This window comes from Flavivirga amylovorans, from assembly GCF_030540875.1.
In the GTDB taxonomy this organism is placed as follows: domain Bacteria; phylum Bacteroidota; class Bacteroidia; order Flavobacteriales; family Flavobacteriaceae; genus Flavivirga; species Flavivirga amylovorans.
This window is the reverse complement of the sequence record NZ_JAUOEM010000010.1, coordinates 40809-67427: the sequence shown is the minus strand read 5'-3', so window position 1 is coordinate 67427 and position 26619 is coordinate 40809. Positions and strand designations below refer to the sequence as shown.

The window sequence follows — 26619 nt, the reverse complement described above, 5'->3', positions numbered from 1 at the left end:
TTTTTTATTATTTGAATTGAAACCGTCTAAGTTTCTATTTTTTAATAAACTTACCTGTCATTTCTCTAGCTTCTGTCTTTATTTTTAGAAAATAAAAACCATTAGAAAGTCCTGAAACTTCAATACTATTTTTAGTTATTTTTGAATTGATCATTACTTTCTTACCACTAATATCATAAACCTCATACCCCTTTATGACATCATTATTATCTAAAGAAATATTTAAATAATTCTTAACAGGATTTGGGATGATTTTAAATTTATAATTAGATTCATTAAAATCATTCACGCTTAATAAGCCATTTCCTTTAACATAAATACCATAATCATCTGCACGTTGAGCCCTACCATTTCCACATACATTCGGTGATTCATCAAACTCAGAAATAACACGCATTCTTAATATGGTATTAACAACAGCCGTAGCTGGAGGGGTGATATTAATCGAAGGTGTTCCTGTTTCATCTGCAGCAATATTATCTGTTAAAACTCTTTCATTAATTCCATCATTATTAGATGTTTGAAATGTTCCGCTATTGTCCCAATCAATCCAAACTTCTAAATATTGTTTACCATCAGGTCTAGATTTATAACTAACATCTAGATTATAAGACGTCCCAACATCAATTATTGTATTTTTTGCACAGGTAAAATCCTGCATGGCATTATTAGGAATAAAAGTACTGGTATTATTATTAAGCGTGTTAAATGAAATACTGGTAACTCCATTACTAAAATTATTATTGGAATTTCTACTTGAAATAGCACATGCCGCTTTAACACCTGAAGCCACAACTATACTATTAGGTTTAGTTAAACTTGTTGTTCCTTGAGGGTTTGTAACTGAAAGTGTTACATTATATGCCCCCGAGTTATTAAACATGATTGTTGGGTTTTGATCTGTTGATGTATAAGGCGTATCAACACCGTTATCAAAAGTCCAAAGAAATGTTACATCATCATACCCTTCATTAGTATAAGAATTTGGCGTACAAGTTGATGTATCTGTAAATGTTAAATCATTCCCTAAACATACTGTTGAAGCCTCAGAGGTAAAATTAACCGTAGCCGTTGAAGGGGGCGATAGTGCAGAACTAGTAAGAAAGGACGCTCTTCGCCCGTTTAGAGCAGCAATTGCTACAGACCTTTGTCCCCCTGTAAATTCAGTTGGACATCCTGTATAATCCATATAATTATGCATATGATCTTGATGCGTTCCAGTATTTCTCGTAAACCCTGTATCTGGATTTATTATCTGGTCAAATGTAGGATCACAGTTATTAGGATCATCATTATCACAATCACGATAAATAGATGGAGATATTGATGACGTTCTCATATGTTTTGGCGTATCGGCAATACCATCATCTCCACATTGATCTACCACACCATCATTATCAGAATCGTCCCCATCAAAAGTATGTGCTAAATTAAAAGCATGCCCCATTTCATGCGCCCATGTAGAAGATGATTCATTTAAATAAGAGCAAATTAATACAACTGAGCCATCAAAAGGTCGTCCATGTGATGAAGCATAATAAGCGTACCCAGCGGTAAATGAACCTCCGGTATAACAATTTTTATTGTCAATTTCATCAACTATCCAAACATTATAATATTTTGTAGGATCCCAAATACTATATTCTTTAAGGGAATTCACGCCTCCTCCAGGTTCATAATCAGCTATACCGCTTCCGGAATCATCACTATTAACCCCATCGCTTACATAAGCAGTAACACCACTCATATCTACACGATCAATTCCATTTGTACAGTTTCCACTTTCGTCCTGTATAGCTAAAGCAAACTCAATTTTCATATCTACTCCCTGTCCATCACCTTCCGTACCTTCAATTTTTCTCCAATAATTGTTTAAATATTTTATACCTCTTCTTACGTCGTCATCAGAGATGTTCGTTCCTGTACCAACTGATTCACCTTTATGCATAACATGGACAACTACTGGCACTTGCAGTACACCATTAACTAATGTTTTCTTCTGCTTACTAACCTTTTGTATGGATTGAATGGTTTGTTTATGACGTGCTCTATATTTCGCATCGTTTTTCATTTTCTCATTATGAAAGAAATCCGTTCCACAAAAATTAGGATTAATTGGATGATTTTGATCTTCAGAAATTCCTTGTTCCGAATTATTCGAAATTAAAGGTTTAATTATTTGTCCATAACTACATAAATTAGAAAATACAGCAAAAATTGTTACTAAAAAATAGAAGTAGATTCTCATAACATCAAGTTTTCTTACATTAGATTAAGCGTAGCGAATATATTACATTCTTCAATTGAAAAACTACAAAGTAATTACAAAATCGATGAAATACGTTTTGATGATGTATTTAAAAGAATAAATTGATTCTTATAAAATTAAAACTTAAATGTTGAAAACTTGCATTACTTCAAATAAAAAATGCCGCTTAAAGCGGCATTTTTTATTATTTACTTAAGTACATTTTTCGTCTGGAATACAGATCGTAGAATTCATCGTCTTTTAGACTATCTATAAACAAGATACTTTCTCCCGTACTTTTCATTTCTGGTCCTAATCTCTTATCTACATTAGGAAACTTATTAAAAGAGAATACAGGTTGTTTAATGGCATAACCATCTAGCTTAGGATTAAAATCAAAATCAGTGACCTTCTTTGCTCCTAGCATAACCTTTGTTGCATAATTTACATACGGTTCTTTGTACGCTTTTGCTATAAAAGGAACCGTTCTGGAAGCTCTTGGGTTTGCCTCAATGATATACACAATATCATCTTTAATCGCAAATTGAATATTAATCAGCCCAACCGTATTTAATGCTCTGGCAATAGTATGCGTGTGATCAATGATTTGCTGCATTACTAAATCTCCCAAATTAAATGCTGGTAAAGTAGCATTAGAATCTCCAGAATGTACACCACATGGTTCTATGTGTTCCATAATTCCAATGATATAAACATTTCCATCAGCATCACAAATAGCATCTGCTTCAGCCTCAATCGCTCCATCTAAATAATGGTCTAACAATAATTTATTATTAGGCATTCTTCTCAATAAATCAACTACATGCTCAATCAAATCTTCTTTATTGATAACAATTTTCATCCCCTGACCACCTAAAACATAAGACGGTCTAACCAAAATTGGGAAATCTAATTTATCAGCTAAAGCTAAAGCCTCATCAGCATTTTCTGCAATTCCAAACTCTGGATAAGGAATATTGTTTTCCTTCAATAAGCTAGAAAAACTTCCTCTATCCTCAGCTAAATCTAAAGATTCAAAGCTAGTACCAATAATTTTGATTCCATACTTGGTTAACTTCTCTGCTAACTTCAACGCCGTTTGCCCTCCTAATTGAACAATAACCCCTTCTGGCTTTTCATGACGAATAATATCATAAATATGTTCCCAGAAAACAGGTTCAAAATATAATTTATCGGCTGTATCAAAATCTGTAGACACCGTTTCTGGGTTACAATTAATCATAATCGTTTCATAGCCACATTCTGCAGCTGCTAAAACACCGTGAACACAGCAGTAATCAAACTCGATACCTTGTCCTATTCTATTTGGACCAGAACCTAGTACAACAATTTTCTTTTTATCACTTACAATACTTTCATTATGAGTATATATTTCTCCTGATGCAGTCTCAACCACATTTTCAAATGTAGAATAGTAATATGGCGTTTTGGCTGTAAACTCAGCAGCACAAGTATCAACTAACTTAAATACACGTTGAATATTAAATTCGTCTCTCTTATTATATACCTGACTTTCTAAGCAACCTAACATATGTGCAATCTGACGATCTCCATATCCTTTTTGCTTCGCTTCTAATAATAAATCTCTATCAAGTGTATCAATAGTATATGTAGATATTTCTTTTTCTAATTGAAATAATTCTTCATATTGTTTTAAATACCACATATCAATTTTTGTGATATCATAAATCTGGCTTAACGGAATTCCCATCGCGATCGCATCATAAATAACAAAAACACGATCCCAAGAAGCGTTGGTTAGTTTATCAATGATTTGATTGTAATCTTTATAACCTTTTCCATCTGCTCCTAAACCATTTCTTTTAATCTCTAAAGATTGGGTAGCTTTATGCAGTGCTTCCTGAAAAGAACGGCCAATCCCCATAACTTCTCCAACAGCTTTCATTTGTAAGCCTAAAGTTCTATCAGACCCTTCGAATTTATCAAAATTCCAACGTGGAATTTTTACAATAACATAATCCAAAGTAGGCTCAAATAAAGCAGAAGTAGATTTAGTTATCTGATTATCTAATTCATCTAAAGTATAACCAATAGCAAGTTTTGTAGCAATTTTAGCAATCGGATAACCAGTTGCCTTACTTGCTAACGCTGAAGAACGTGATACACGTGGGTTTATTTCGATAGCAATAATGTCTTCTTTTTCATCTGGACTTACAGCAAACTGAACATTACATCCGCCTTCAAAATCACCAATACTACGCATCATCTTAATAGCCATATCACGCATCTTCTGATAGGTTTTATCACTCAAAGTCATGGCTGGAGCTACTGTAATGGAATCACCTGTATGAATTCCCATAGGATCCATATTCTCAATAGAACAAATAATGACAACATTGTCATTTTTATCACGAAGTAATTCTAATTCATACTCTTTCCACCCCATCATTGCTTTATCAATCATCACTTCATGGATTGGGGAGATTTCTAATCCCCTACGCAATAATTTATCAAAATCTTCTTCTTCATAAACAATAGCTGCTCCAGCACCTCCTAATGTGTAAGAAGCTCTAATACAAAGAGGAAATCCAAACTCTTGAGCAATTTCTTTTCCTTTTAAGAAAGAGGTAGCAGTGGCTTGCGGAGCCATACCAACACCTATTTTTCCCATCAATTCTCTAAACTGCTCTCTGTCTTCTGTAATATTTATAGCATTAATATCAACACCTATTAATTCAACACCAAAATCTTTCCAAATTCCTTTTTCATCAGCTTCTATACACAAATTTAAAGCTGTCTGACCTCCCATAGTAGGCAAAACGGCATCTATTTGTGGATGCTCTTTCAATATTTTGATAATGGATTTCGTATTAAGAGGTAGCAAATAAACATGATCAGCCATAGAAGGATCTGTCATGATAGTCGCTGGATTGGAATTAATAAGAATAGTTTCAATTCCATCTTCTCTAAGTGATCTTAAGGACTGAGATCCTGAATAATCAAATTCACATGCTTGTCCAATAACTATAGGACCAGATCCAATAATTAATATCGATTTTAGGTTTGAATTTTTCGGCATTTTTTACTTGTTATGTGGATATAATATAATTAGTTACAAAAATAATACTCATTAGATATAAAAAAAGGCGTTACACTTAAGTAACACCTTTAAATTATCAACAATTGTTAATCATTATTTCTTATGTCTAGTTTCAGATGACACAGATAATCTTTTTCTTCCTTTAGCTCTTCTACGAGCTAATACCTTTCTACCATTAGCAGAAGCCATTCTTTCTCTAAAACCATGTTTATTTCTTCTCTTTCTTTTAGAAGGCTGAAATGTTCTTTTACTCATTATCTTGTATCTTTAAAATCTGAATTGTATTTTTCTATAGTTTGGACCTTCTCCAAAACCGAGGGCAAATATACAAAGCCTTTATTACTTTGCAAACCATTTTTTAAAAAATATTTTTAATTATTTTTTTATTTAAAATATTCTAATTGAACCTTTATTTATACAAGGCTAATCACCTTCTTTTTGTTAAATGTCTATGAGTTATTTTTAATAAAATTTTAGTTTCTTTGCAGTCTAAAACAAAAGAAGTCTTATTTAGTCTTTAAAAATAATGTCTTTTCTTACTATAAACTTATTAAAATGTACAATAAAATTATAAAACTAATTATAGCAGCGGGTATTATTGCTTATGCTGTTTATCAATTTACTGAAGGCTATATAGGTAACGGTATCATGCTTATATTACTTTCTCTTATTTTTATATTTCTTTATTTTAAAAATGAGTTTATTTTATTAGCTTTTTTAAGATTACGAAAACAAGATTTTGACGGTGCAAAGAAATGGCTAAATAAAATAAAAAAACCTGAAGCTGCTTTAGTAAAAAAACAGCAAGGGTACTATAATTATTTGCACGGTATCATGGTATCTCAAAGTAATATGAATGATGCCGAAAAATATTTTAAAAAAGCAATTTCTTTAGGGTTATCTATGGATCATGATTTGGCAATGGCAAAATTAAACTTATCTGGTATTGCTTTTTCAAAACGTAGAAAGCAAGAAGCTCAAAAACTATTATCTGAGGCTCAAAAATTAGATAAACAGGGCATGCTGACCGATCAGATAAAAATGATGAAACAAAATATGAAACGTTCACAAATGCCTAATCAGCATTATGGTAGTGGAGGTTCTATAAGAGCGCAAAAAAGAAGAGGATAACTATAGTTATCCTCTTAAAATTAATTTTCTTTTTATTATTTATTGTACATTATAATAGCCCTTTTCAGGAATATCAATAGTATACAGCTTTTTTGATTTATTATTTAGATGTGATTCTCGTAACCACGGGTTGTGAAGTTTTAATATTTTGTAGTTAATACCAAAACTTTCCGCAAATTTCGGGAAATTAGTAACTGCTGAATCAACAGCTACTTTATAAGTAGGAACATTGTTATACAAATCCTTATCTCTAAAGTTAAAGCCATATTTGGATGGGTTTGATAAAATTTCTTTTAACGCCACGATTCTAAAAATATAGCGGCCAGTTTCTTCTATAAGTAGCAAATCGTAATAATCTGAAACTTTTTGGTCTCTAAGTTTTCTAGAAATCCCAGCAACACCAGCGTTATAAGCAGCAGCGGCTAAAGTCCATGAACCTAATTTCTTTTTAGATCTTAATAAATATTTACATGCCACTTCTGTTGCTTTTTCTAGATGGTAGCGTTCATCGACATTATCATTAACTTCTAAGCCATTTTCTCTACCCGTAACTTTCATAATTTGCCAAAAACCTTTAGCTCCAGCTGGGGATACTGCATTTGTTAAACCACTTTCAATGACTGCCAAATATTTAAAGTCATCTGGGATTCCATGCTTCTTTAAAATAGGCTCTATAATTGGAAAATATTTTTTGGCACGTTTAAACATTAACAACCCATTAGATTGCCAATATGTATTAACCAATAATTCTCGGTCCATACGCTCTAAAATATCTGGATTTTTAAGAGGCATTGGCTCACCAGCAAAATTTAAATCATCTGGAACTTGTAATGCATAAACATTATAATCATTAATTAGTTTTTTCTCGAAATTCTCATCTGTTGGGGCATCTTGTAAGGCATAAATAAATAAAGCCGATAAACTTAATAATCCCACAAACGCTAATACTTTCTGTACTATCTTCATTTTTAATAAGTTTTGTTTAAAGGTAAAATTTTTATTTAGTTTTCTAAAATTATACGAGGTAAATTCTCATTAAACCACTTATATTTATTAATAATCATAATATGTGTGCCATTTTTAATTGTAATACAATTTGCTATATTTTTAATAGGGAACACAACATCATTATCGCCATGAATATGCACAATATCTTGTAGGGTTTCATCTTGATTCCAGCAAACTATTTGTTTAATGGCCCAACTTAAATATTTACTATCACTAACAGATAAATATTTTTTGTATAAATCCATGCGCTTTTTTATACTACCACCAAAAGCATATTTTGCAAGTAAATCAATATTACTAGCCAGTTGTGTAGGTACCAATGTATAAGCCTTCGTTTTTTTAGCTAACAACATATGCTTAGGTAATTCGTGCATAGATTTAACGCTAGATACTATAATGAGCTTTTTAACATGTATATGTTTACTCATTTCTTGAACCAGAACACCTCCAAACGAGACACCTAGCAATACAATATTTTCATACTCTATGTTTTTTGTCATTCGAAAAGCATAATCACTAATAGACTCATTTTTGATGGGTAACATCCACTCAAGCAAATGAATCCTGAATTGATTTTCTGGTAATTTAATATGTTCAAAAATTGTTGGATTAGCTGCCATTCCCGGCATTAAATAAACATGGATTATCTTTTCGCTCATTGAAACTAAAATAGAATTTAACAAAAAAATTGCCTTCTAAATGCAAAAACCTATTCTAAAGGTTTATTCCATAAGGCATTAACCTTATTTTATCGTTAAAATGACAATTTTTTTTTGTACTTTTGCAAAACAAAGTTATATAAATAGTGTTCACTATTTATAACTCCTATAGAAATAAAACAAAAATTACCATGGTTGAAGCTGCAGAATTAATTGACAACGATTTTTTACGTCAATTTGAAATAAAAATTGATGACCATTTAGCTAAAATTGAATATTCTTTGCAAGAAAGGAAGATTTTCTTAACAAAGCTAATTATTCCAGAAGGTATTAAAGACCAAGAATTTAGCAAAGAATTTCTAGAAGCTGTTTTCGAACAAATTCAAGAACGTAATCTAAGTGTTGTACCAACAAGTCCTGAAATTGCTAAGTTTGTAAGAAGTAATAGAAAATACAAACGTATGCTTCCTGTTGGAGTAAGAATTTAATTTTTGAGACAAAAAATAAGCATAAAAAATCCGAAGCTAAATAGCTTCGGATTTTTTATTTTTAGAAAGAAGATACTTGATTATTGTCTAGTATAAACAAATGTTACATCCCTAGTAGTAATTATCTCAGTAAAATCTTCATTATATATTTTTATAGATCCTTTCATTAAACGAAACAATTGATTACCAATTACAGTAGACTCAATCCCATTAAATAGGACTATATCTAAATTTTGAGAGTATGAAGTTGCTAATCCAATTATACCTTCTTCGTCGCAGGCTACATTAAACATATATTTATCTGTAGTGCCTTCTTGTAAAGCAATATTGACATCTGGATTGAAGGTTTTATTTGAAGCTACAACATTGTTAACATCGAAAGTTAAAGTTTCATTATTTTCACATTCGATTTCATCTAAAATATTAGTATTAGTAGTACCATCGTTATTGATATCAAATCCACCTACTACGTCCCAAGCTGTTAACTTCCATGTACCCACAACTGACATATCACCATCATCCTCGCTTGAACAACTAGTAATAAATAATGCAAAACATAAAATAAAAAGTAATTTATTCATATTTGGGACATGATTAACTCAAGTAAAAGTATAGTGTGTTATTTTATTTGCATAATAAATAAGTCGAACTGAGCAAAACTCTGGGTAATATGCAAACTTACTATGATTTTCTAGTTTGAAACTGCTTTAGAAAATTCAAACCTTACTAAACCATCGTCATCAATTTTCGTAAGATCAACATGATGCAATGTATTAATCAATTCAGGGTTCCAAGGTGTTTTTACTTTAACGTAGTTCTCTGTAAACCCATGAATATAACCTTCTTTATTTTCGCTTTCAAACAAAACGATCCTCTTAGAACCTAATTGACTCTCGTAAAAAGCGCGCCGTTTTTTAACCGATAAGCCTCTCAGCATTTTACTACGCTTGCTTCTTATATTGTTAGATACGACTCCATCCATTTCTGTAGCTTCAGTATTATCACGCTCAGAGTATGTAAACACATGTAAATATGAAATATCTAATTCATTCAAAAAATTATAAGTTTCCAGAAAATGATCGTCTGTTTCTCCTGGGAAACCAACAATAACATCCACACCTATACAAGCATGAGGCATGACTTCTTTTATTTTTGAAACACGATCTACATACAATTCTCGCATATAACGTCGTTTCATTTTTTTAAGAATCTCGTTACTTCCAGATTGTAACGGAACATGGAAATGGGGAACAAAAGCTCTTGATTTAGATACCAAATCAATAGTTTCATTTTTCAAAAGATTGGGTTCTATAGACGAAATTCTTAATCGTTCAATACCTTCTACGGTATCCAGTTTAGTAACCAAATCTAAAAATGTATGTTCATGTTTTTTATTTCCAAACTCTCCTTTTCCGTAATCACCAATATTAACACCAGTAAGAACAATTTCTTTTATATTTTGTTTAGAAATCTCTTGAGCATTTTTTAAAACATTTTCCATGGTATCACTTCGTGAAATACCACGTGCTAAAGGGATGGTGCAATAAGTACATTTATAATCGCAGCCGTCCTGAACTTTTAAAAATGCTCGCGTTCTATCCCCAATAGAATAACTCCCTACGTAAAAATCGGCATCTTCTATTTCACAAGAATGTATCTGTCCAACCCCTCGACTGCGCTCGGGATGACTAAGCAAATCGTTAATAAAAGCAGTAATGTTAAATTTCTCAGTAGCTCCTAAAACTAAATCTACACCATTAACATCTGCTAATTCCTGAGGTTTTAATTGGGCGTAACATCCTACTGCTGCAACAAATGCATCTGAATTGGCTTTCTGTGCTTGCTTTACTATTGTTTTAAAACGTTTGTCCGCATTCTCTGTAACCGAACAAGTATTAATCACATAAATATCTGCTTTTTCAGAAAAATCCACACGATCAAAACCCTCATCTGTAAAGGTTCTTGCTATAGTTGATGTCTCTGAGAAATTCAGCTTACAACCTAAAGTATAAAATGCGACTTTTTTCTTCATTTTTTCTTTTTCATTTCCTTTACGATGGAAATGTATTTATATTTACTTGTTTTCTAACTTAAAAGCCTGCAAATTTACGTAATTGCTACAAGTAATACAATCTAAGTTTGAAGACTTGAACTAAAAGCTAATAATCTACAATAACAAATGACAAGAGCTGAAACGCGAATTAAAGAAGTGGTTGCTTTTTTTGAAAACAAAGACACTTTTTTAGGGTATAGAAAACTTATGGATTGTGCTATAGACACGCAAGACTTAGATATTTACAATGACGTTATAGCACTTACAGATTGGAAAGAAAAACACCCAAATGATGAAGAAAAACTTATAAAAAGAAGCCTAGAAATTCTGAGCAGAATCTCAAAAATCCCCATTGAAGATTACAATACAAAACATCCAGTAGTAACAGGAACCAATATTATTAAAAGTTATGGTGCCAATCGCTTTAAATTGGGGCCAATTTCAATTAAGATTCATAAAGGCGATGTTTATGGGTTAGTTGGTGAAAATGGAAATGGAAAAACCACACTATTAAGAATTTTAGCTAAAGAATTAAAACACAACGAAGGCTCTTTAAAATTTAATTTTGATAAGGATTTTAATAGCGACTATGATTTGCGCTCTAACTTAGTATACATTCCACAACGAACTCAAAAATGGTATGGCAGTCTTAAAGATAATTTAAAATTCGTTTTGTCAAATTATGGTATGGATCCTAAAGAAAACGAAACTAGAGTTTTGATGATGATTGCTCGTTTTGGTTTATGGAATTATAAACATTTAAAGTGGAATGAACTGTCTTCTGGTTATAAAATGCGTTTTGAGTTGGCTAGAACATTATTAAGACAACCTGAATTATTGCTTTTAGATGAACCTTTGGCTAACTTAGATGTATTAGCGCAGCAAGTAATTTTAGAAGATTTAAAGTCTATATGTAACTCGATAAATAACCCCATCGCATTAATATTAAGTTCTCAACAATTATATGAAGTAGAAAAGGTATCTGATAAAGTAATATATCTTAAGAATGGAATGCATAAGCACAATAAGGCTGAAAGTGCGACTACTAATACCAGTAATTATTTAATCGTAGAAATTGACTGTAATTGTGAAAGGGAAAAACTCAAACAGATTTTTACCGATTTAAGTCTTGAAAAACTAATTTTTAATGGTGGAATTTTTATTGTTTATTTCCCTATTAAAATAGCTTTCCCTTTAGTACTTGAAACTTTAGGAAAGCATGAAATAGATGTTATTTACATACGTAACATAACAAAATCCACAAGACGTTTCTTCGTTTCCTAAAGTTAAATCAATGAAAAATTTTATACATAAGACCAATCAATATCTGCTTGAAAATCATCCCATAATCTGGAATACAAAGCTATTATGGGTTTTAGCTTCAGCAATAATTTTACATGGTTTATTTTTTATTTTTGGGTTCTTTGCAATTACTAATCCAGAAATTTTACACGAATATAGTGCCAAATCTATTTTTTTCGAAAATGGCACTATTTACATCAGCATTATAATATCTATCTTAATGCTCGTTATATGGCTTATTTTACTATTTAAAAATAATGCCTTTAAAAGTTTTTATCCAACTACCCGATTACAATTATTTAAGCAATTTTTAATTTATTTAATATTAATCTTATTTTCCACCACATATTATATTTCATATAATTTCGGTGTTAAGTCTTATATATCTTTTAAATATGATGACGAAAGTGTAGAAAGAGAAATTATTGCATCTAATGCTGCTGCATTGTTCTTTTCTAAAAACACACAAGACTATACTATTAATCAACGTAGTTACCCACATCCTTTCGATACCCTTTATTGTGAAACTTATAATGGAGCAAACCAAGATAAAGATAGTTTGTCTTTAAAATTTTTGGATTACAATTACAGATTTTATACGCTTTATAAAAAAGATGGAACCTTAAACCAAATGGTAACCGATAGTTCTTATAAAGGTTATGTATATTATAAAACAAAAGATACCATTAGAACTTATTTTTTTAAAGATTCTCTTTTTGATGTTTCTAGTCATGTTCAAACGGTGAAACCTAGTTATTTTAATTATTCAAACAACTTTTATTTATCCGAAAAAGATAGGTCAGATCAAGAAAATGTCCAATATAATCACTCTGAATACGATACTTACGAGTATGAAAACCTTAATCACCGAACGGATTTCAAGAAAAATAAACTATGGAATAAATTGGGTTATGACCTTTTAAAACGAAATGATCCGAACGAGATTAAAAAAATATTGTCAGATTTTTTAATGATTTGCAATCAATATAGTATTAAACATAACTTAACTGCAGATAGTTGGTTTGATATGGTTTATCACCCAAATGACAACTTTGAATTAAAACACTTAATTAGAAATCAACCTAAAGAAGAATTTCAATTTGAACCAAGTAAACCCAAAACTGCTATTGAAGCTTTTTACAAAGATCATATCTCAAATTATTATTTAGACAATGATTCTTTGCATAGGGTCTTTGAAAATATTGAAGACATAAAAGAAAGTAATCCCTTTTCACAAAGCATACACTTTTTTATATGGCTAGCATTCTTTTTCTCTTCTTTGGTATTTATGTTTAGAGTTACTGGCTTAAAGTCATTACTCTTTACAATAATAAGTATTGGTTTATTGACTATGCTAGTAATATTGTTAACCGCTCTTTATGCATATATAACAAAATCAAATGGTAACACCGTTGAGTATTTTGTATCGTATTTAACCTTGATATTAGGTTTCGTCATTTTATCTATTCCCCTATTTTATGCAAAAAAAATAAAAAAACTTATTGTTTCAATTTGTTTAAATATATCGATCGCTGGTTTTATACTTTACATTTTTCTAATAATTACAATTATATCTTTACACCAATCTGATGCATGTGTTGAAGATTATTCCCATTATAATAATGATGCTTGTTTTAATCTATTACATAGTTTAGGCATATATTGGAGTTATATTTTGTTTGTGGTTAATTTACTCTTTATATATTTTTATTCTAACATTATTAAAAGTTGGAAAGCTTTGCCTGAAGGATGAGAATAAAACAACTATTTAAACTATTTACATTTAAATGAAATTAGTGAAAACAAACACGACATACCTAACATTTTTTTTATTTGTAGCTTGTTTTTATATGTTATTAAATTCATGTACAAATAATACATCAATTAATAAAGACCATTTAGTTTTCAGATATAATGAACACGCCAACATAAACACCTTAGATCCAGCATTTTCAAGAACCTTGCAAGACACCTGGGTTAGCAACCAATTATTTAATGGCTTAGTACAATTGGATAGTGACTTAAACATTTTACCATGTATTGCTAAAAATTGGACAATATCAGATGATGGACTCCATTACTCATTTACACTACGAGATGATGTTTATTTTCATAAACATGAATTATTTGGAAAGGACTCAACAAGAATAGTTGTTGCCGAAGATTTTAAATATAGTTTTAACAGGTTAAGAGATGAAAAAATTGCAGCACCAGGAAATTGGGTTTTAAAAAAAGTGAATGACTTTGAAGCCGTAAATGATACGCTTTTTAAAATTGAATTAAAGCAACCATTCCCTGCTTTTATAGGATTATTATCTATGAAGTATTGCTCAGTTATTCCTAAAGAAATTGCAGAACATTATGGTAATGATTTTAGATCGCACCCTATTGGTACCGGTCCTTTTCAGTTTAAACGTTGGGAAGAAAATATTAAACTCGTCTTTAGAAAAAACAACAACTATTTTGAAAAAGATAGTAATGGTATACCACTACCCTATTTAGAGGCTGTAGCCATTACTTTTTTACCAGACAAACAAAGTGAATTTTTACAATTTGCTCAAGGTAATATAGATTTCTTAAACAGTCTAGACGCTTCTTATAAAGATGAATTGTTAACAGCAGATGGGCAGCTTCGTAATACTTATAAAGAAACTATAAATATGATTCAGGGACCTTATTTAAACTCTGAATATCTGGGTTTTTATTTAGACTCCAAAACACCAGAAATACAATCTGAATTAATTCGGAAAGCCATAAATTATGGATTTGACAGAAAAAAAATGATGATTTATTTACGAAACGACATCGGTAATCCTGCTAATGGTGGTTTTATTCCCAAAGGTCTTCCTGGGCATAATGAATCTATTGGTTTTAGCTATCAACCAGAAAAGGCAAAACAATTGGTTGAGCAATTTAAAAAAGAAAGTGGTATCTCAAAACCTGAAATAACTTTAACAACTACGAGCAACTACTTAAGCTTTTGCGAATTTATTCAACGTGAACTTGGAAAAACAGGATTAATAATTAAAGTTGATGTGATGCCTGAAGCCACTTTAAGAACTGCTAGATCAAATGGTAAAGTTGATATGTTTAGAAGCTCTTGGATTGCAGATTATTTGGATGCAGAAAATTATTTATCTATATTCTATAGTAAAAATTTCGCTCCCAACGGCTCAAATTATTTTCACTTTAAAAACGCACAATTTGATAGCTTGTACAACAAAGCTTTTACCATTACTAATATTGAAGAAAGAAAGCATATATACACAACCATGGATTCTATAGCCATGCAAAATGCTATTATGGTTCCTTTATACTATGATGAAGTGGTCCGATTTACAAGGAAAAACGTTTCTGGGCTGGGTATCAACCCTATCAATTTATTGGATTTAAGACGAGTTAAAAAGAATTGATATCATGTTTATGCTCTTTTACAATTCCAAAAACAATAAGATATATGGCTATACCATAAAATAGCATAATTAAAATGTCTTGCATTGGTAAGTCCATTTTAAACGTTTTAATTGCCATCATACTCTCACATATCATATATAGAATAATCCCAAAGAATACATATAAATAACTAGTTTTATCTACAACGTCTTTTCTTAAAAAAGCAAATTGAATAAGCAGTAATGATATAAAAAAACTAAGTAAAGCTGGTACAAAAAAACTTTTTAAGCTATCGAAAAGCAAACTCACTATAAAAATTGTATAGGCACCTATAACTATAGAAAAAGGAATCAACCTTATAATATTAAAATCTGATTTATGTGAAAGCCGTAAACTCAAAAAAACTTTTGCTAAAGCAAAAAGAAGCAGGCTTACACTTAAAAGAATGATATTAGTATGTTTTATAATAAATATGTCTGCTAATAGAAAACTGCATAATGCCAAGGTTACCCATAATTTTTTTATCTTTCGTTTTTCATTATTATTATAGTGGTAATACAAAAATAAAAGGAGTATTATAGGCGGCTTTGAAATATATCTATAAGGAAAAGGATCAAGGTTTAGTTTAACTAAAATATCTATAGTTAAAATGATAAAAAAAATGATACTGATTTTTTTTTCATTTTTAAAAATATGCAACACAGTATATCTTTTAAGGGCTATTAAAAAAATCTACATCCAATAAAGTTGTAAACCTTTGACAAAATAAGAAAAAAATTACACCTTTATAAACAAGCCGAAATTAATTTTTCTTTTCTTTTACTTTTAAGGTAATTAATCGCTCTTTAAATCCTTACCAATATCATTGATGTCATCTTTTACAACTGTTCCTGTTTTTTTTATTTTCTCTTCAACATAATGTAAAATAAATACGTAAAATTTCTAACACAAAAATTAAATTGAATGTTTCTTTTTAGCTAACGTGAATCTTGGATAAGAAAATTTATGTCAGTTTGAGTGATTTTTGCAAAAAATCGTATCGAAAACAAGTAAATTTTCGCCCCAAAAAGCTTCTCGATACAAAATTCTTCCAGAATTTCACCCGAAGTGACATCTTGAACTCTTAAGCAAGATTCACGTTAACTAATAAAAAATTAGTTTCTTCAACTACACCAAGTACTATAAAATATTGGGGGAGCCCATAAAATTGGTGCCTCTAAACTTAATTTTATTAAGATATCTATAAATAATACTAAGAAAAACAATTGAAAATAGATGACTATCTTTAAATAAAGCCGCCCTAATATTGGTAAACTCATTTAAACTTTTTGGATTTAAGCGAAAATTAGAAGTTCTTGCCTTTTTTTAGCAAATTGAAAAAGCCTAAATGAGTTCGGTTTATAGAGATTTAAAAATCGTGCAATATATCGCCTTCATTTAATTACAAAAAAATAAATATCATCATCTCCTTTTCCTCCTTGGCGCTTTGAGGAAAAATACCCCGTTCCTTTTTCAACATCAACAATCAAGCAAAAATCATCTTGCTTACTATTTATTGGTTTTGGTAATTTTTCAGCTTTTTTAAACACTCCCTCGTCATTCACAATACTTTTATAAATATCAAATCCACCAAAACCATTGGGTCTATTGGATGCAAAATATAAAATGCCATCAGAACTTATAAAAGGGAACATCTCTCGACTATAAGAATTAACTTTGCTTCCTAAATTTTTTGGTTCACTATACCTTCCATCCTTTAAAATATCTACTTTAAATATATCCGAACCTCCTCTAGTGGTCTCTTTTCCCCCTCTAATATTAGCGGTAAAATATAACGTTTTTCCATCTTTACTTAAAGCTGGATGGGCATAAGAGTATTTAAGTTTACAGAAAGGCAACACATTAAAATTAGTCCATCCAATGCCAGTTTTATACTCTCCTACTGTAATATGAAAATTAGCTTCATTAAAATTGCCTTTTGGCATATTTTTTCTAGTATAATTAGTCGCTAAATAAATGTGTTTCCCATCTGGAGATATCGTGGCACTTGTAATATGAGATATGTTCTGCTTTGGATCTATTTGTATAGGAGCAACATTAACGATATGACCTTCTTCAGATAAGTTGCCCTCAAAAATGGTTAAGATGGGGTTACCTTCATATCGTTTTAGCCTTCCCTTTTTATCTAATAAATATGAAGTAAAAACAACTTTTGAATCATTAATTGGCATCAAACCAAAATGCGGATATTCAGTGTTAATTTCTAAGTTTTTAATACTGAAATTTTTAGTTTGGGAAAAACCTATCAGTCCAATTAAAAAGATTATATAATAAAATAGCTTAAGCATAAATCATTGTGCTACAAGCAAATATAATCATTAGAATTTAAATCTATTACTATTGATTATAGCATCATCTCAAAAAATCACTCTCTTCTATATTTCTTAGTTTCTTCAAAAACATATTCTAAAATAGCTTGATCTTGTTCTGTGAATTCCTTATTGCGTCTGGACATAACAATATCGGCAACTTCAAATGCTTTCTTAGTTAAATAAGTAGTAAATCCACTATGACCGCCCCAACTAAAGCTTGGCACAAAATTTCTAGGAAAACCACTGCCAAAAATATTGGCACTAACCCCTACAACTGTTCCTGTATTAAACATCGTGTTGATACCACATTTACTGTGATCTCCCATCATTAAACCACAAAATTGCAATCCAGTTTTTGCAAAGCTCTCGGTTTCATAATCCCATAAACGCACTTCTGCGTAATTATTTTTTAAATTAGACGTATTGGTATCTGCACCCATATTACACCATTCTCCTAAAACAGAATTCCCTAAATAGCCTTCATGGCCTTTATTAGAATTAGCAAACAAAACGGAATTACCAACCTCTCCTCCAACTTTACTACAAGGTCCAATTGTAGTTGGTCCATAAATCTTTGCAGCCATTTTTACTACTGCAGATTCACATAAGGCAAAAGCCCCTCGTATCACGCTCCCTTCCATTATTTCCGCGTTTTTACCAATATAAATTGGCCCGCTACTAGCATTGAGTGTCACAAATTCCAAGTTAGCTCCTTCTTCTACAAAAATATTTTCCGGTGCTATAACATTATTACTGGATGGTATGGGCTGTGATGTTCTATCTTTTGTGATTAAGTTAAAATCTTCTTGAATAGCTTCTCCATTTTTAGAAAAAATATCCCAAGTATTTTCAATCTTAATAATATCACCTTCAAAATCAAATATTTCAAAGCGATCAAAATCAATATCATCTTGCCCTTCTTTAGAAAAAAATGCAATAATAGCTTCGTCTTTAAAAATGGCCTGATTTTCTTTTAGTCCCTTAATTCTTTCAACCAACTCTAAATTTGGAAAATATGATGCATTAATCATCACATTTTCTTCCATTTCCACCATAGGATATTTATCAGATAAATAATCTTCGGTAACAGTAGTCGTTGTCATTTTTAAAAAAAATTCCCATTTTTCACGAATGGTCAATATGCCAACTCTAATATCCGCTACTGGTCTAGTAAATGTAAATGGTAACAAATTGTTACGAGAAGATCCATCAAAAAGAATGTAATTCATAAAAAAATAAAGTTGTGAGTTATGATGTTAAAAGTTACTAGTTTTTACGCGTTAATATTAAGTAATTTTTAAGTATCCAAAAGTAACTCAATTAGATAAAATAAAAAAGCCTTTCAAAAATGAAAGGCTTTTTTATTTTATCTTATGATTTACGCTTAAACTATTTCTTAAATTTTGCGTATTTAGTTTTAAACTTATCAATACGACCAGCAGTATCTACTAATTTAGATTTACCAGTATAATATGGATGTGATGTTCTTGATATCTCCATTTTAACAAGTGGATACTCAACACCATCAACCTCTAAAGTTTCATTAGTATCTGCAGTAGACTTTGTTAAAAACACATCATCGTTAGACATATCTTTAAATGCTACTAATCTATAATTTTCTGGATGTATACCTTTTCTCATCACTAAATGCTTTATTATTCTTTACAATTTTGGAGCTGCAAATTTAAGCATTTTTTATAAATGCGCAATACTTTTTGTTATTTTTTATTTTAACCTTTAGTGTAACGTTTTCTTATATTTGGACACTAACAAATCAACTAACGTTTTAAACAAAATATTATGGAAAAATCATTAAAATCTATAGCCTCAAATTATGGATTATATTTAGGAGCAATACTTGCTCTTTTAACTGTTGTTGCATATGCAGTAAGCCTAGATTTACTAACAAATATGTGGTATGGTATTTTTATTTTAATTGTTATAATAGTCTTGGGTATTATTTCAGTTGCAAAAACGAAACAACTCCAAAACGGCTATGCCTCTTTTAAAGAAGCCTTTACTTCATATTTTTTCACTGTTTTAATAGGCTTGGTTATAAGCACGTTTGTTTCTTATTTATTATTCAATTTCATTGATACGGATGCAGCAGAAGTATTAAAAGAAAAAACCATTGAAAAAACGATCGAAATGCTTGAGGGTTTTAATACACCTAGTGATGCTATTGCTAAATCTGTCGAACAAATTGAATCTCAAAATCAATATTCGTTAGGAAACATTGCTAAAGGACTAGCAGGGTATTTAGTGTTTTTTAGTATCATCGGATTAATAGTTGCTGCTGCAATGAAAAAAAGTAATCCAGACACAGAATAAATTCGCTATTTTTGAATATTGAATTTTGAAAATATTTAAATGAATATATCTGTAGTTATACCACTACTAAACGAACAAGACTCTTTATCTGAATTACATGATTGGATTGCAAAAGTTATGCAATCCAATCATTTTTCTTATGAAATTATTTTTATTGATGATGGCAGTACAGATAATTCCTGGCAAATCATTTCTCAATTAGCATCGCAAAACGATGATGTAAAAGGGATTCGGTTTTTTAAAAATTTCGGTAAATCTCAAGCACTACATGCTGGTTTTGAAAAGGCTAAAGGAGATGTCGTAATTACCATGGATGCCGACCTGCAAGACAATCCTGATGAAATACCAGAACTTTACAATATGATTAAAGACGATGGTTTCGACTTAGTTTCTGGATGGAAAAAGAAACGTTATGATTCTGTTATTGCCAAAAACTTACCTTCAAAACTATTTAATTGGGCAGCTAGAAAAACTTCTGGGGTAAAATTAAACGATTTTAATTGTGGTCTTAAGGCCTACAGATTAAACGTTGTTAAAAATATCGATGTCAATGGTGAAATGCATCGTTATATTCCTGTATTATCTAAAAATGCAGGGTTTACAAAAATTGGTGAAAAAGTAGTACAACACCAAGCTAGAAAATATGGAGAAACAAAATTCGGAATGAACCGTTTTGTTCATGGTTTTTTAGATTTAATTACTATTTGGTTCTTATCAAGTTTTGGTAAACGTCCTATGCATTTATTTGGTGCATTAGGGTTCATTATGTTTACAATCGGTTTAGGATTTTCTTTCTATTTAGGTATAGATAAATTGTTTTTGAATCCTACAGGAAGGCTTATCACACAACGACCTCAATTTTATATAGCACTTTCCACCATGATTATTGGTACACAATTTTTTGTTGCTGGTTTTTTAGGTGAAATTATTTTGCGTACTAAACAAGGTAAAAAACGATATTCTATTAAAAATGAACTGAATTTTGATTAGAATTATTATTTAGATCCCTAAATACAGCATACTATAACCTTACTAAAGCACTAAAACGTTTACGTAGTTAAATGGCGAGTTCAGTAGAAAAAACAAACACATTATCTGACTAATTGATTATTTTTGCACTTATTTAATTGACATATGATTTACATAGAACCTAATATTTTAGATAGAATAAATAAATGGCTAACTCCAACTTTTGATGCGGATACACAAGCATTCATTAAAGATAGTATAGCTAATAATCCAAAAGACATTCAAGAAAGTTTTTATAAAGACTTAGAATTTGGAACTGGTGGTATGCGTGGTATTATGGGTGTTGGAACCAATCGCATAAACAAATATACCCTTGGAAAAAGCACTCAGGGATTGAGTGATTATTTACGTAAATCTTTTCCAAATGAAAATCCAAAAGCTGTTATTGCTTACGATTGTAGACACAACAGTAAAACACTAGCTAAAGTTGTTGCTGATGTGTTTTCGGCCAATAATATTGAAGTTTATTTATTTGAAGATTTACGTGCAACACCAGAGTTATCTTTTGCTGTTAAACATTTAAACTGTCATTGTGGTATTGTTTTAACCGCTTCACACAATCCACCAGAATACAACGGATATAAAGTATATTGGCAAGATGGAGGTCAATTAGTACCACCACATGATGATGCCTTAATACAAGTTATAAACAATCTTGATTATGCCAATATAAAATTTGAAGCCAATGACAACCTTATCCACTACATAGGAAAAGATGTTGATGATGTATTTATCAATGCTTCAGTAGAAAATGGCAGTTGTGGAGTTTCGCAAGAGGCAAAAGATAATTTAAATATTGTTTTCACCTCACTTCATGGTACTTCTATTACAGCAGTTCCAGAAACGTTAAAACGTGCTGGGTACAAAAATGTTCATATTGTAAAAGAACAAGAGGTTCCAGATGGGGATTTTCCAACAGTAGCATCACCAAACCCGGAAGAACCAGCAGCCTTAAAAATGGCATTAGAATTAGCTAATAATGTAAACGCCGATATTGTTATTGGAACAGATCCAGATTGTGATAGATTAGGTGTTGCAGTACGCAATTCAGAAAATAAACTACAACTGCTTAACGGAAATCAAACCATGTTAATGATGACAGATTTCCTATTAAAACAATGGAAAGCAGAAGGCAAAATTAAAGGAAAAGAATTTATAGCCTCAACTATAGTCTCAACGCCCATGTTAAATAAACTTGCTGAAGCTTATAAAGTGGATAGCAAAATTGTTTTAACAGGATTTAAATGGATCGCTAAATTAATAAAAGACTTCCCAGAGCTTGACTTTATTGGTGGTGGCGAAGAGAGTTTTGGTTTTATGGTCGGTGATTTTGTTCGAGATAAAGATGCAGTCACCTCAACACTTTTAGCCTGTGAGATAGCTGCTCAATCTAAATCTATAGGAAGTTCTTTTTATAGCGAACTTATCAAACTATATGTAGAGCATGGACTTTACAAAGAGCGTCTAGTGTCCCTAACTAAAAAAGGTATTGAAGGCGCTGAAGAGATTAAACAAATGATGATTGATGCTCGCGAAAATCCATTAACTGTTGTAAACGGATCGAAAGTAGTAAAAGTTGAAGATTATCTATTATCTATTACCAAAAATATGATTACAGGTGTAGAAAATACGATCGATATTCCAAAGTCTAATGTATTAATTTATTATACAGAAGACGGTAGTCAAATAGCGTTAAGACCAAGTGGTACTGAGCCTAAAATAAAATTCTACATTAGCGTCAATGATAATTTAGAATCTGTAGAGGCTTTTAATGATACAGAAGCAAAATTAGAATCTAAAATAGATGCTATTTTAAAAGACATGAAACTTAATTAATGAATTACTTCAAGCAAATACTTCGTTTTGCAAAACCCTATAAAAATTATGCCGTTTTAAATATTATCAGTAATATTTTTTATGCATTATTTGGTACGTTGGCAATGGTTTCTCTATTTCCTATGCTTAATGTTTTATTCGATAAAACTAAACAACTAAATATCAAACCTGTCTGGACTGGCATTTCAAATGCAAAAGATTATTTAGAGAATTATCTTAATTATTTTGTAACCCAAAAAGCCAATGATGGGCATGACGATGTTCTTATTTTTATGGTAGTTTTGGTAATATGCATGTTTTTATTAAAAAACTTCTTCGGCTATCTTGCCATGTATTTTATAACTTTTTTGCGTAATGGCGTTCTTAAAGATATACGAAATGAGTTATTTAAAAAAATCACTCATTTACCTTTGTCTTTTTTTTCAGATAAACGTAAAGGCGATACTATTGCTAGAATAACTACCGACGTACAAGAAATTCAAGGGTCTTTTCTATCTATTCTAGAACTTATTGTTAAAGAACCCCTAATGATACTTTTTACTATCATTACCATGTTTCTTATAAGCTCACAACTTACTTTATTCGTTTTCATTTTTATACCTGTTTCCGGGTTTATTATATCTAGAATAGGTAAAAGTTTAAAAAAACACTCAGATAAAGTACAAACCGAACAAGGACACTTTTTATCAATAATAGAAGAAACTTTAGGAGGACTTAAAGTAATTAAAGGATTCAATGCTGAAGATATTTTTGGACAAAAGTTCAAAGATTCAACTCTTAGATTCTATAAATTTTCCAATAAACTACTAAACCGTCAAAATCTAGCCTCACCAACTAGTGAGTTTTTAGGTATACTTGTTATAGCCATCCTATTATGGTATGGAGGACAAATGGTTTTAAATGAAAAAAGCCTCGAAGCTGGTTTATTTATTGTTTATATGGGACTTGCTTATAATATTTTAACTCCAGCTAAAGCCATTAGCAAAGCCAGTTATAGTGTAAAAAAAGGAAATGCTGCTGCTGAACGTGTTTTAGAAATTCTGAATACATCTTCTCCTATAGCAGATAAACCCAATGCAAAAACTAAAACAGATTTTTCTAAAGCTATTAACCTCAATAAGGTATCTTTTAAATACGAAGACGACTTAGTCTTAAAAGAGTTCACTATAGAAGTACCAAAAGGAAAGAGTGTCGCTTTAGTTGGTCAATCAGGAAGTGGCAAAAGTACTATAGCCAATCTTGTTACTCGTTTTTACGATGTAACTAGTGGAAACATAACTATAGACGGTAAAGACATTAGAGACTTAACAAAACATTCTTTAAGAAATTTAATTGGCTTGGTGACTCAAAAATCTATTTTGTTTAATGACACTATAAAGAACAATTTACTCATTGGTAAAGAAAATGCTACTGATGAAGAGATTATTGAGGCATTAAAAATAGCTAATGCTTGGGAATTTGTTAAAATTTTACCCAAAGGTATAAATACAAATATAGGCGATTCGGGAGACAAAGTTTCTGGAGGTCAACAACAACGACTCAGTATAGCAAGGGCTGTTTTAAAGAACCCTCCTATTATGATTCTAGATGAGGCTACTTCTGCTTTAGACACTGAAAGTGAGCGTTTAGTTCAAGTTGCCCTTGAGAATATGATGAAAAATAGAACCTCTATTGTTATTGCCCATAGATTATCTACCATTCAAAATGCAGATGAAATCGTCGTGCTTAATAAAGGGGAAATTGTCGAACAAGGAAAACACAAAGATCTTATTGATAAAAAAGGCGTTTACTACAAACTAGTAGAAATGCAAAGCTTCGGGTAATAGGATTTATTCGCTTAAAATAAAAAAAGGATAGAGATTTGGGTTTCTATCCTTTTTTTGTTCATTGGTAGACTTGGGGACGACTAACAACAATAAGTAGGTTTCTGTTACAAACATAATACAAAAAACCTTTTCTAACAAGAAAAAACGCATTTAATCGTTATTTTAATACACTTAATCGATAAAAATACACATAAACAACTGTTATTCAAAAAGTTATAAAAAATAAAAATAAAACTTAAACTTTCCGTATATTTATTAGTCTAAAGACTAAATAATTTTTGTGACCAACGAAACACAACTGTTAGAAGAATTAAAATCAGAAAACCTTAAGGAGAAAGCTTTTAGGACACTCATTACTCTATATAAAGAACGCTTATATTGGCACATTCGTAATATAGTAAAGTCACATGATGACACCGATGACGTGTTACAAAACACTTTTATTAAAGTTTATAAAAACATTCACAACTTTAAAGGAGATAGTAAATTGTTTTCATGGATATACCGAATTGCTACAAACGAATCAATTACATTTATTAATAAAAATGCCAAACGATTACAAATTACAAGTGAGGAAATACAACAACTAGCAATAAACAATCTAACATCTGATATCTATTTTGAAGGGAACACCATTCAACTAAAATTACAACAAGCTATTGCCACTTTACCAGAAAAGCAACAACTGGTTTTTAATATGAAATATTTTGAAGATATAAAGTACAAAGACATGTCTGATATTCTTGAGACAAGTGAAGGTGCTTTAAAAGCATCGTATCATATAGCAGTCAAAAAAATTGAAGCGTATTTAACTAAAGATTAAACCTTTATTAAGATCTCTAGTCTTATTAATAAAATAATGAAACAAGATAAACTACATAACATCAAAAACACTGGATTTAAAGTTCCAGATGATTATTTTAATTCTTTAGAAGAAGCTATTTTTAGTGATATAAAACTAGAAAAAGTAGCAAACGATTCTGGTTTTAAATTACCTGAAGGTTATTTAAATACTTTGGAAGATGTCATTATAAACAAGGTTTCAACTAAGACACCTACGAAAAGAATTCCTTTGTTTAGAAAAAGAGCCATCATTTATATATCTGGTATTGCTGCGGCTGTTTTACTTTTATTTAACCTTTCTTTTCCTGAAAACAAACCAACTTTTGAGGCTTTAGATATAGAAATAGTTGAAAACTATATAATGGACGAAAATTTTGGTTCTTATGAAATTGCTACACTATTATTTGAAGAAGATTTGTTAGAAGAAAATTTTATAGAATATAAAGACGATGAAAATGAAACCGTAGAAACCTATATATTAGATAATCTAGACATTGAAGATATTATTCTTGAATAAAAAGTACAAGCATATGAAAAAAATCATACTTCCCACATTACTATTTTTCTTTTTGCTGAATACTTCAGCACAGCAAAATAGAGAAAAAATAAAAGCGCTTAAAATTTCTTTTATTACAGAAAAATTAGACTTAACAGAGCAAGAAGCACAGAAATTCTGGCCAATATATAATAACTACTATAAAGCTACATCTAAAATAAGACATGAAGATATTAGGGATATCCGCCGAGAAATTAAAAAAGATATAAGTACGTTAACAGATAAAAGAGCAAAAGAATTAATTACTAAGCTAAATGATGTTGAAATTGCGCTTCATAAACAGCGTATAGAATTATCTTCTAAATTGCTAAAAATAATGCCTCCAAAAAAAATAATTCTATTAAAAATAGCTGAAGACGATTTTAAAAGAAAAATGCTAGAACGTTATAAAAATAAAGAACGCCAGAGATAAAATAGAGAATAAAGAACTGTCACATCGAGCATTATTGAAAAAAAAATGTG

Annotated in this window: 23 protein-coding genes; 12 read left to right on the top strand and 11 right to left on the bottom strand. The window is 30.6% G+C overall.

The genetic code is table 11. The features are described from left to right. Positions 1–34 precede the first annotated feature (34 nt). The 3 genes from Q4Q39_RS19890 to rpmH all read right to left on the bottom strand — a co-directional run bounded on the left by Q4Q39_RS19890 (position 35) and on the right by rpmH (position 5585). Entirely contained in the window at positions 35–2248 is a 2214-nt protein-coding gene (locus Q4Q39_RS19890) for a T9SS type A sorting domain-containing protein (protein ID WP_303284339.1), read from the bottom strand. A 205-nt stretch (positions 2249–2453) separates the two neighbouring features. Further along, positions 2454–5309, bottom strand: coding sequence for a carbamoyl-phosphate synthase large subunit (gene carB / locus Q4Q39_RS19885; RefSeq protein ID WP_303284338.1), 2856 nt, complete (start codon positions 5307–5309; stop codon positions 2454–2456). A gap of 114 nt (positions 5310–5423) precedes the next feature. Further along, entirely contained in the window at positions 5424–5585 is a 162-nt protein-coding gene (gene rpmH, locus Q4Q39_RS19880; RefSeq protein ID WP_042244185.1) for a 50S ribosomal protein L34, read from the bottom strand. A gap of 300 nt (positions 5586–5885) precedes the next feature. Here rpmH and Q4Q39_RS19875 point away from each other — a divergent pair, with 300 nt between their 5' ends. Next, positions 5886–6461, top strand: coding sequence for a tetratricopeptide repeat protein (locus tag Q4Q39_RS19875; RefSeq protein WP_303284337.1), 576 nt, complete (start codon positions 5886–5888; stop codon positions 6459–6461). A 39-nt stretch (positions 6462–6500) separates the two neighbouring features. Here the strand turns inward: Q4Q39_RS19875 and Q4Q39_RS19870 are convergent, their stop codons facing one another. Then, positions 6501–7427 carry a lytic transglycosylase domain-containing protein gene (locus Q4Q39_RS19870; protein WP_303284336.1) on the bottom strand — a complete coding sequence of 309 codons (927 nt, stop codon included), beginning with the start codon at positions 7425–7427 and terminating at the stop codon, positions 6501–6503. A gap of 35 nt (positions 7428–7462) precedes the next feature. After that, positions 7463–8128, bottom strand: a complete 666-nt coding sequence (locus tag Q4Q39_RS19865) for an alpha/beta hydrolase family protein (RefSeq protein WP_303284335.1) — start codon at positions 8126–8128, stop codon at positions 7463–7465. A 191-nt stretch (positions 8129–8319) separates the two neighbouring features. On the opposite strand from Q4Q39_RS19865, the gene Q4Q39_RS19860 reads away from it, so the two are divergent. Further along, on the top strand, positions 8320–8616 hold the full coding sequence (locus tag Q4Q39_RS19860; protein ID WP_303284334.1) for an N-acetyltransferase: 297 nt from the start codon (positions 8320–8322) through the stop codon (positions 8614–8616). A gap of 80 nt (positions 8617–8696) precedes the next feature. On the opposite strand, the gene Q4Q39_RS19855 is transcribed toward Q4Q39_RS19860, so the two are convergent. Both Q4Q39_RS19855 and mtaB read right to left on the bottom strand, forming a co-directional pair. Beyond that, positions 8697–9197 (bottom strand): hypothetical protein, encoded by a 501-nt coding sequence (locus Q4Q39_RS19855; protein ID WP_303284333.1) that lies wholly within the window; start codon positions 9195–9197, stop codon positions 8697–8699. Between the two features lie 110 nt (positions 9198–9307). After that, positions 9308–10648: a tRNA (N(6)-L-threonylcarbamoyladenosine(37)-C(2))-methylthiotransferase MtaB gene (gene mtaB, locus Q4Q39_RS19850; RefSeq protein ID WP_303284332.1), complete on the bottom strand. Its 1341-nt coding sequence runs from the start codon at positions 10646–10648 to the stop codon at positions 9308–9310. Between the two features lie 147 nt (positions 10649–10795). Here mtaB and Q4Q39_RS19845 point away from each other — a divergent pair, with 147 nt between their 5' ends. The 3 genes from Q4Q39_RS19845 to Q4Q39_RS19835 are packed head-to-tail and all read left to right on the top strand — an operon-like array spanning position 10796 to position 15384. Continuing rightward, positions 10796–11953, top strand: coding sequence for an ATP-binding cassette domain-containing protein (locus tag Q4Q39_RS19845; RefSeq protein WP_303284331.1), 1158 nt, complete (start codon positions 10796–10798; stop codon positions 11951–11953). Between the two features lie 10 nt (positions 11954–11963). Next, complete coding sequence (locus tag Q4Q39_RS19840; RefSeq protein ID WP_303284329.1) at positions 11964–13724, top strand: MFS transporter; 1761 nt, start codon at positions 11964–11966, stop codon at positions 13722–13724. Between the two features lie 34 nt (positions 13725–13758). Continuing rightward, positions 13759–15384: an ABC transporter substrate-binding protein gene (locus Q4Q39_RS19835; RefSeq protein WP_425555577.1), complete on the top strand. Its 1626-nt coding sequence runs from the start codon at positions 13759–13761 to the stop codon at positions 15382–15384. Here the strand turns inward: Q4Q39_RS19835 and Q4Q39_RS19830 are convergent. The 4 genes from Q4Q39_RS19830 to Q4Q39_RS19815 form a co-directional block, all read right to left on the bottom strand. Beyond that, entirely contained in the window at positions 15371–16066 is a 696-nt protein-coding gene (locus tag Q4Q39_RS19830; protein ID WP_303284328.1) for a lysoplasmalogenase family protein, read from the bottom strand. The two genes, Q4Q39_RS19835 and Q4Q39_RS19830, sit on opposite strands and share 14 nt — an antisense overlap. Before the next feature lie 731 nt (positions 16067–16797). Further along, positions 16798–17712 carry a TolB-like translocation protein gene (locus tag Q4Q39_RS19825; protein ID WP_303284327.1) on the bottom strand — a complete coding sequence of 305 codons (915 nt, stop codon included), beginning with the start codon at positions 17710–17712 and terminating at the stop codon, positions 16798–16800. A 77-nt stretch (positions 17713–17789) separates the two neighbouring features. Continuing rightward, positions 17790–18965 carry a GlmU family protein gene (locus tag Q4Q39_RS19820; RefSeq protein WP_303284326.1) on the bottom strand — a complete coding sequence of 392 codons (1176 nt, stop codon included), beginning with the start codon at positions 18963–18965 and terminating at the stop codon, positions 17790–17792. A 160-nt stretch (positions 18966–19125) separates the two neighbouring features. Further along, positions 19126–19377, bottom strand: coding sequence for a type B 50S ribosomal protein L31 (locus Q4Q39_RS19815; RefSeq protein WP_135876988.1), 252 nt, complete (start codon positions 19375–19377; stop codon positions 19126–19128). A gap of 159 nt (positions 19378–19536) precedes the next feature. Between Q4Q39_RS19815 and Q4Q39_RS19810 the strand changes: the two genes are divergently transcribed. From Q4Q39_RS19810 to Q4Q39_RS19780, 7 genes are all read left to right on the top strand, one after another. Further along, positions 19537–20067, top strand: coding sequence for a DUF4199 domain-containing protein (locus Q4Q39_RS19810; protein WP_303284325.1), 531 nt, complete (start codon positions 19537–19539; stop codon positions 20065–20067). Between the two features lie 39 nt (positions 20068–20106). Further along, positions 20107–21057 carry a glycosyltransferase family 2 protein gene (locus Q4Q39_RS19805; RefSeq protein ID WP_303284324.1) on the top strand — a complete coding sequence of 317 codons (951 nt, stop codon included), beginning with the start codon at positions 20107–20109 and terminating at the stop codon, positions 21055–21057. A 144-nt stretch (positions 21058–21201) separates the two neighbouring features. Next, on the top strand, positions 21202–22932 hold the full coding sequence (locus Q4Q39_RS19800) for a phospho-sugar mutase (RefSeq protein ID WP_303284323.1): 1731 nt from the start codon (positions 21202–21204) through the stop codon (positions 22930–22932). Next, positions 22932–24755 (top strand): ABC transporter ATP-binding protein, encoded by a 1824-nt coding sequence (locus Q4Q39_RS19795; RefSeq protein ID WP_303284322.1) that lies wholly within the window; start codon positions 22932–22934, stop codon positions 24753–24755. Before Q4Q39_RS19800 ends, Q4Q39_RS19795 begins: the two co-directional genes overlap by 1 nt. Before the next feature lie 283 nt (positions 24756–25038). After that, on the top strand, positions 25039–25581 hold the full coding sequence (locus Q4Q39_RS19790; RefSeq protein WP_303284321.1) for an RNA polymerase sigma factor: 543 nt from the start codon (positions 25039–25041) through the stop codon (positions 25579–25581). A gap of 36 nt (positions 25582–25617) precedes the next feature. Further along, the gene (locus Q4Q39_RS19785) at positions 25618–26118 is read left to right on the top strand and encodes a hypothetical protein (protein ID WP_303284320.1); all 501 of its coding nucleotides are present in this window, start codon (positions 25618–25620) and stop codon (positions 26116–26118) included. A 13-nt stretch (positions 26119–26131) separates the two neighbouring features. Continuing rightward, positions 26132–26569, top strand: a complete 438-nt coding sequence (locus Q4Q39_RS19780; protein WP_303284319.1) for a sensor of ECF-type sigma factor — start codon at positions 26132–26134, stop codon at positions 26567–26569. Positions 26570–26619: the final 50 nt, after the last annotated feature.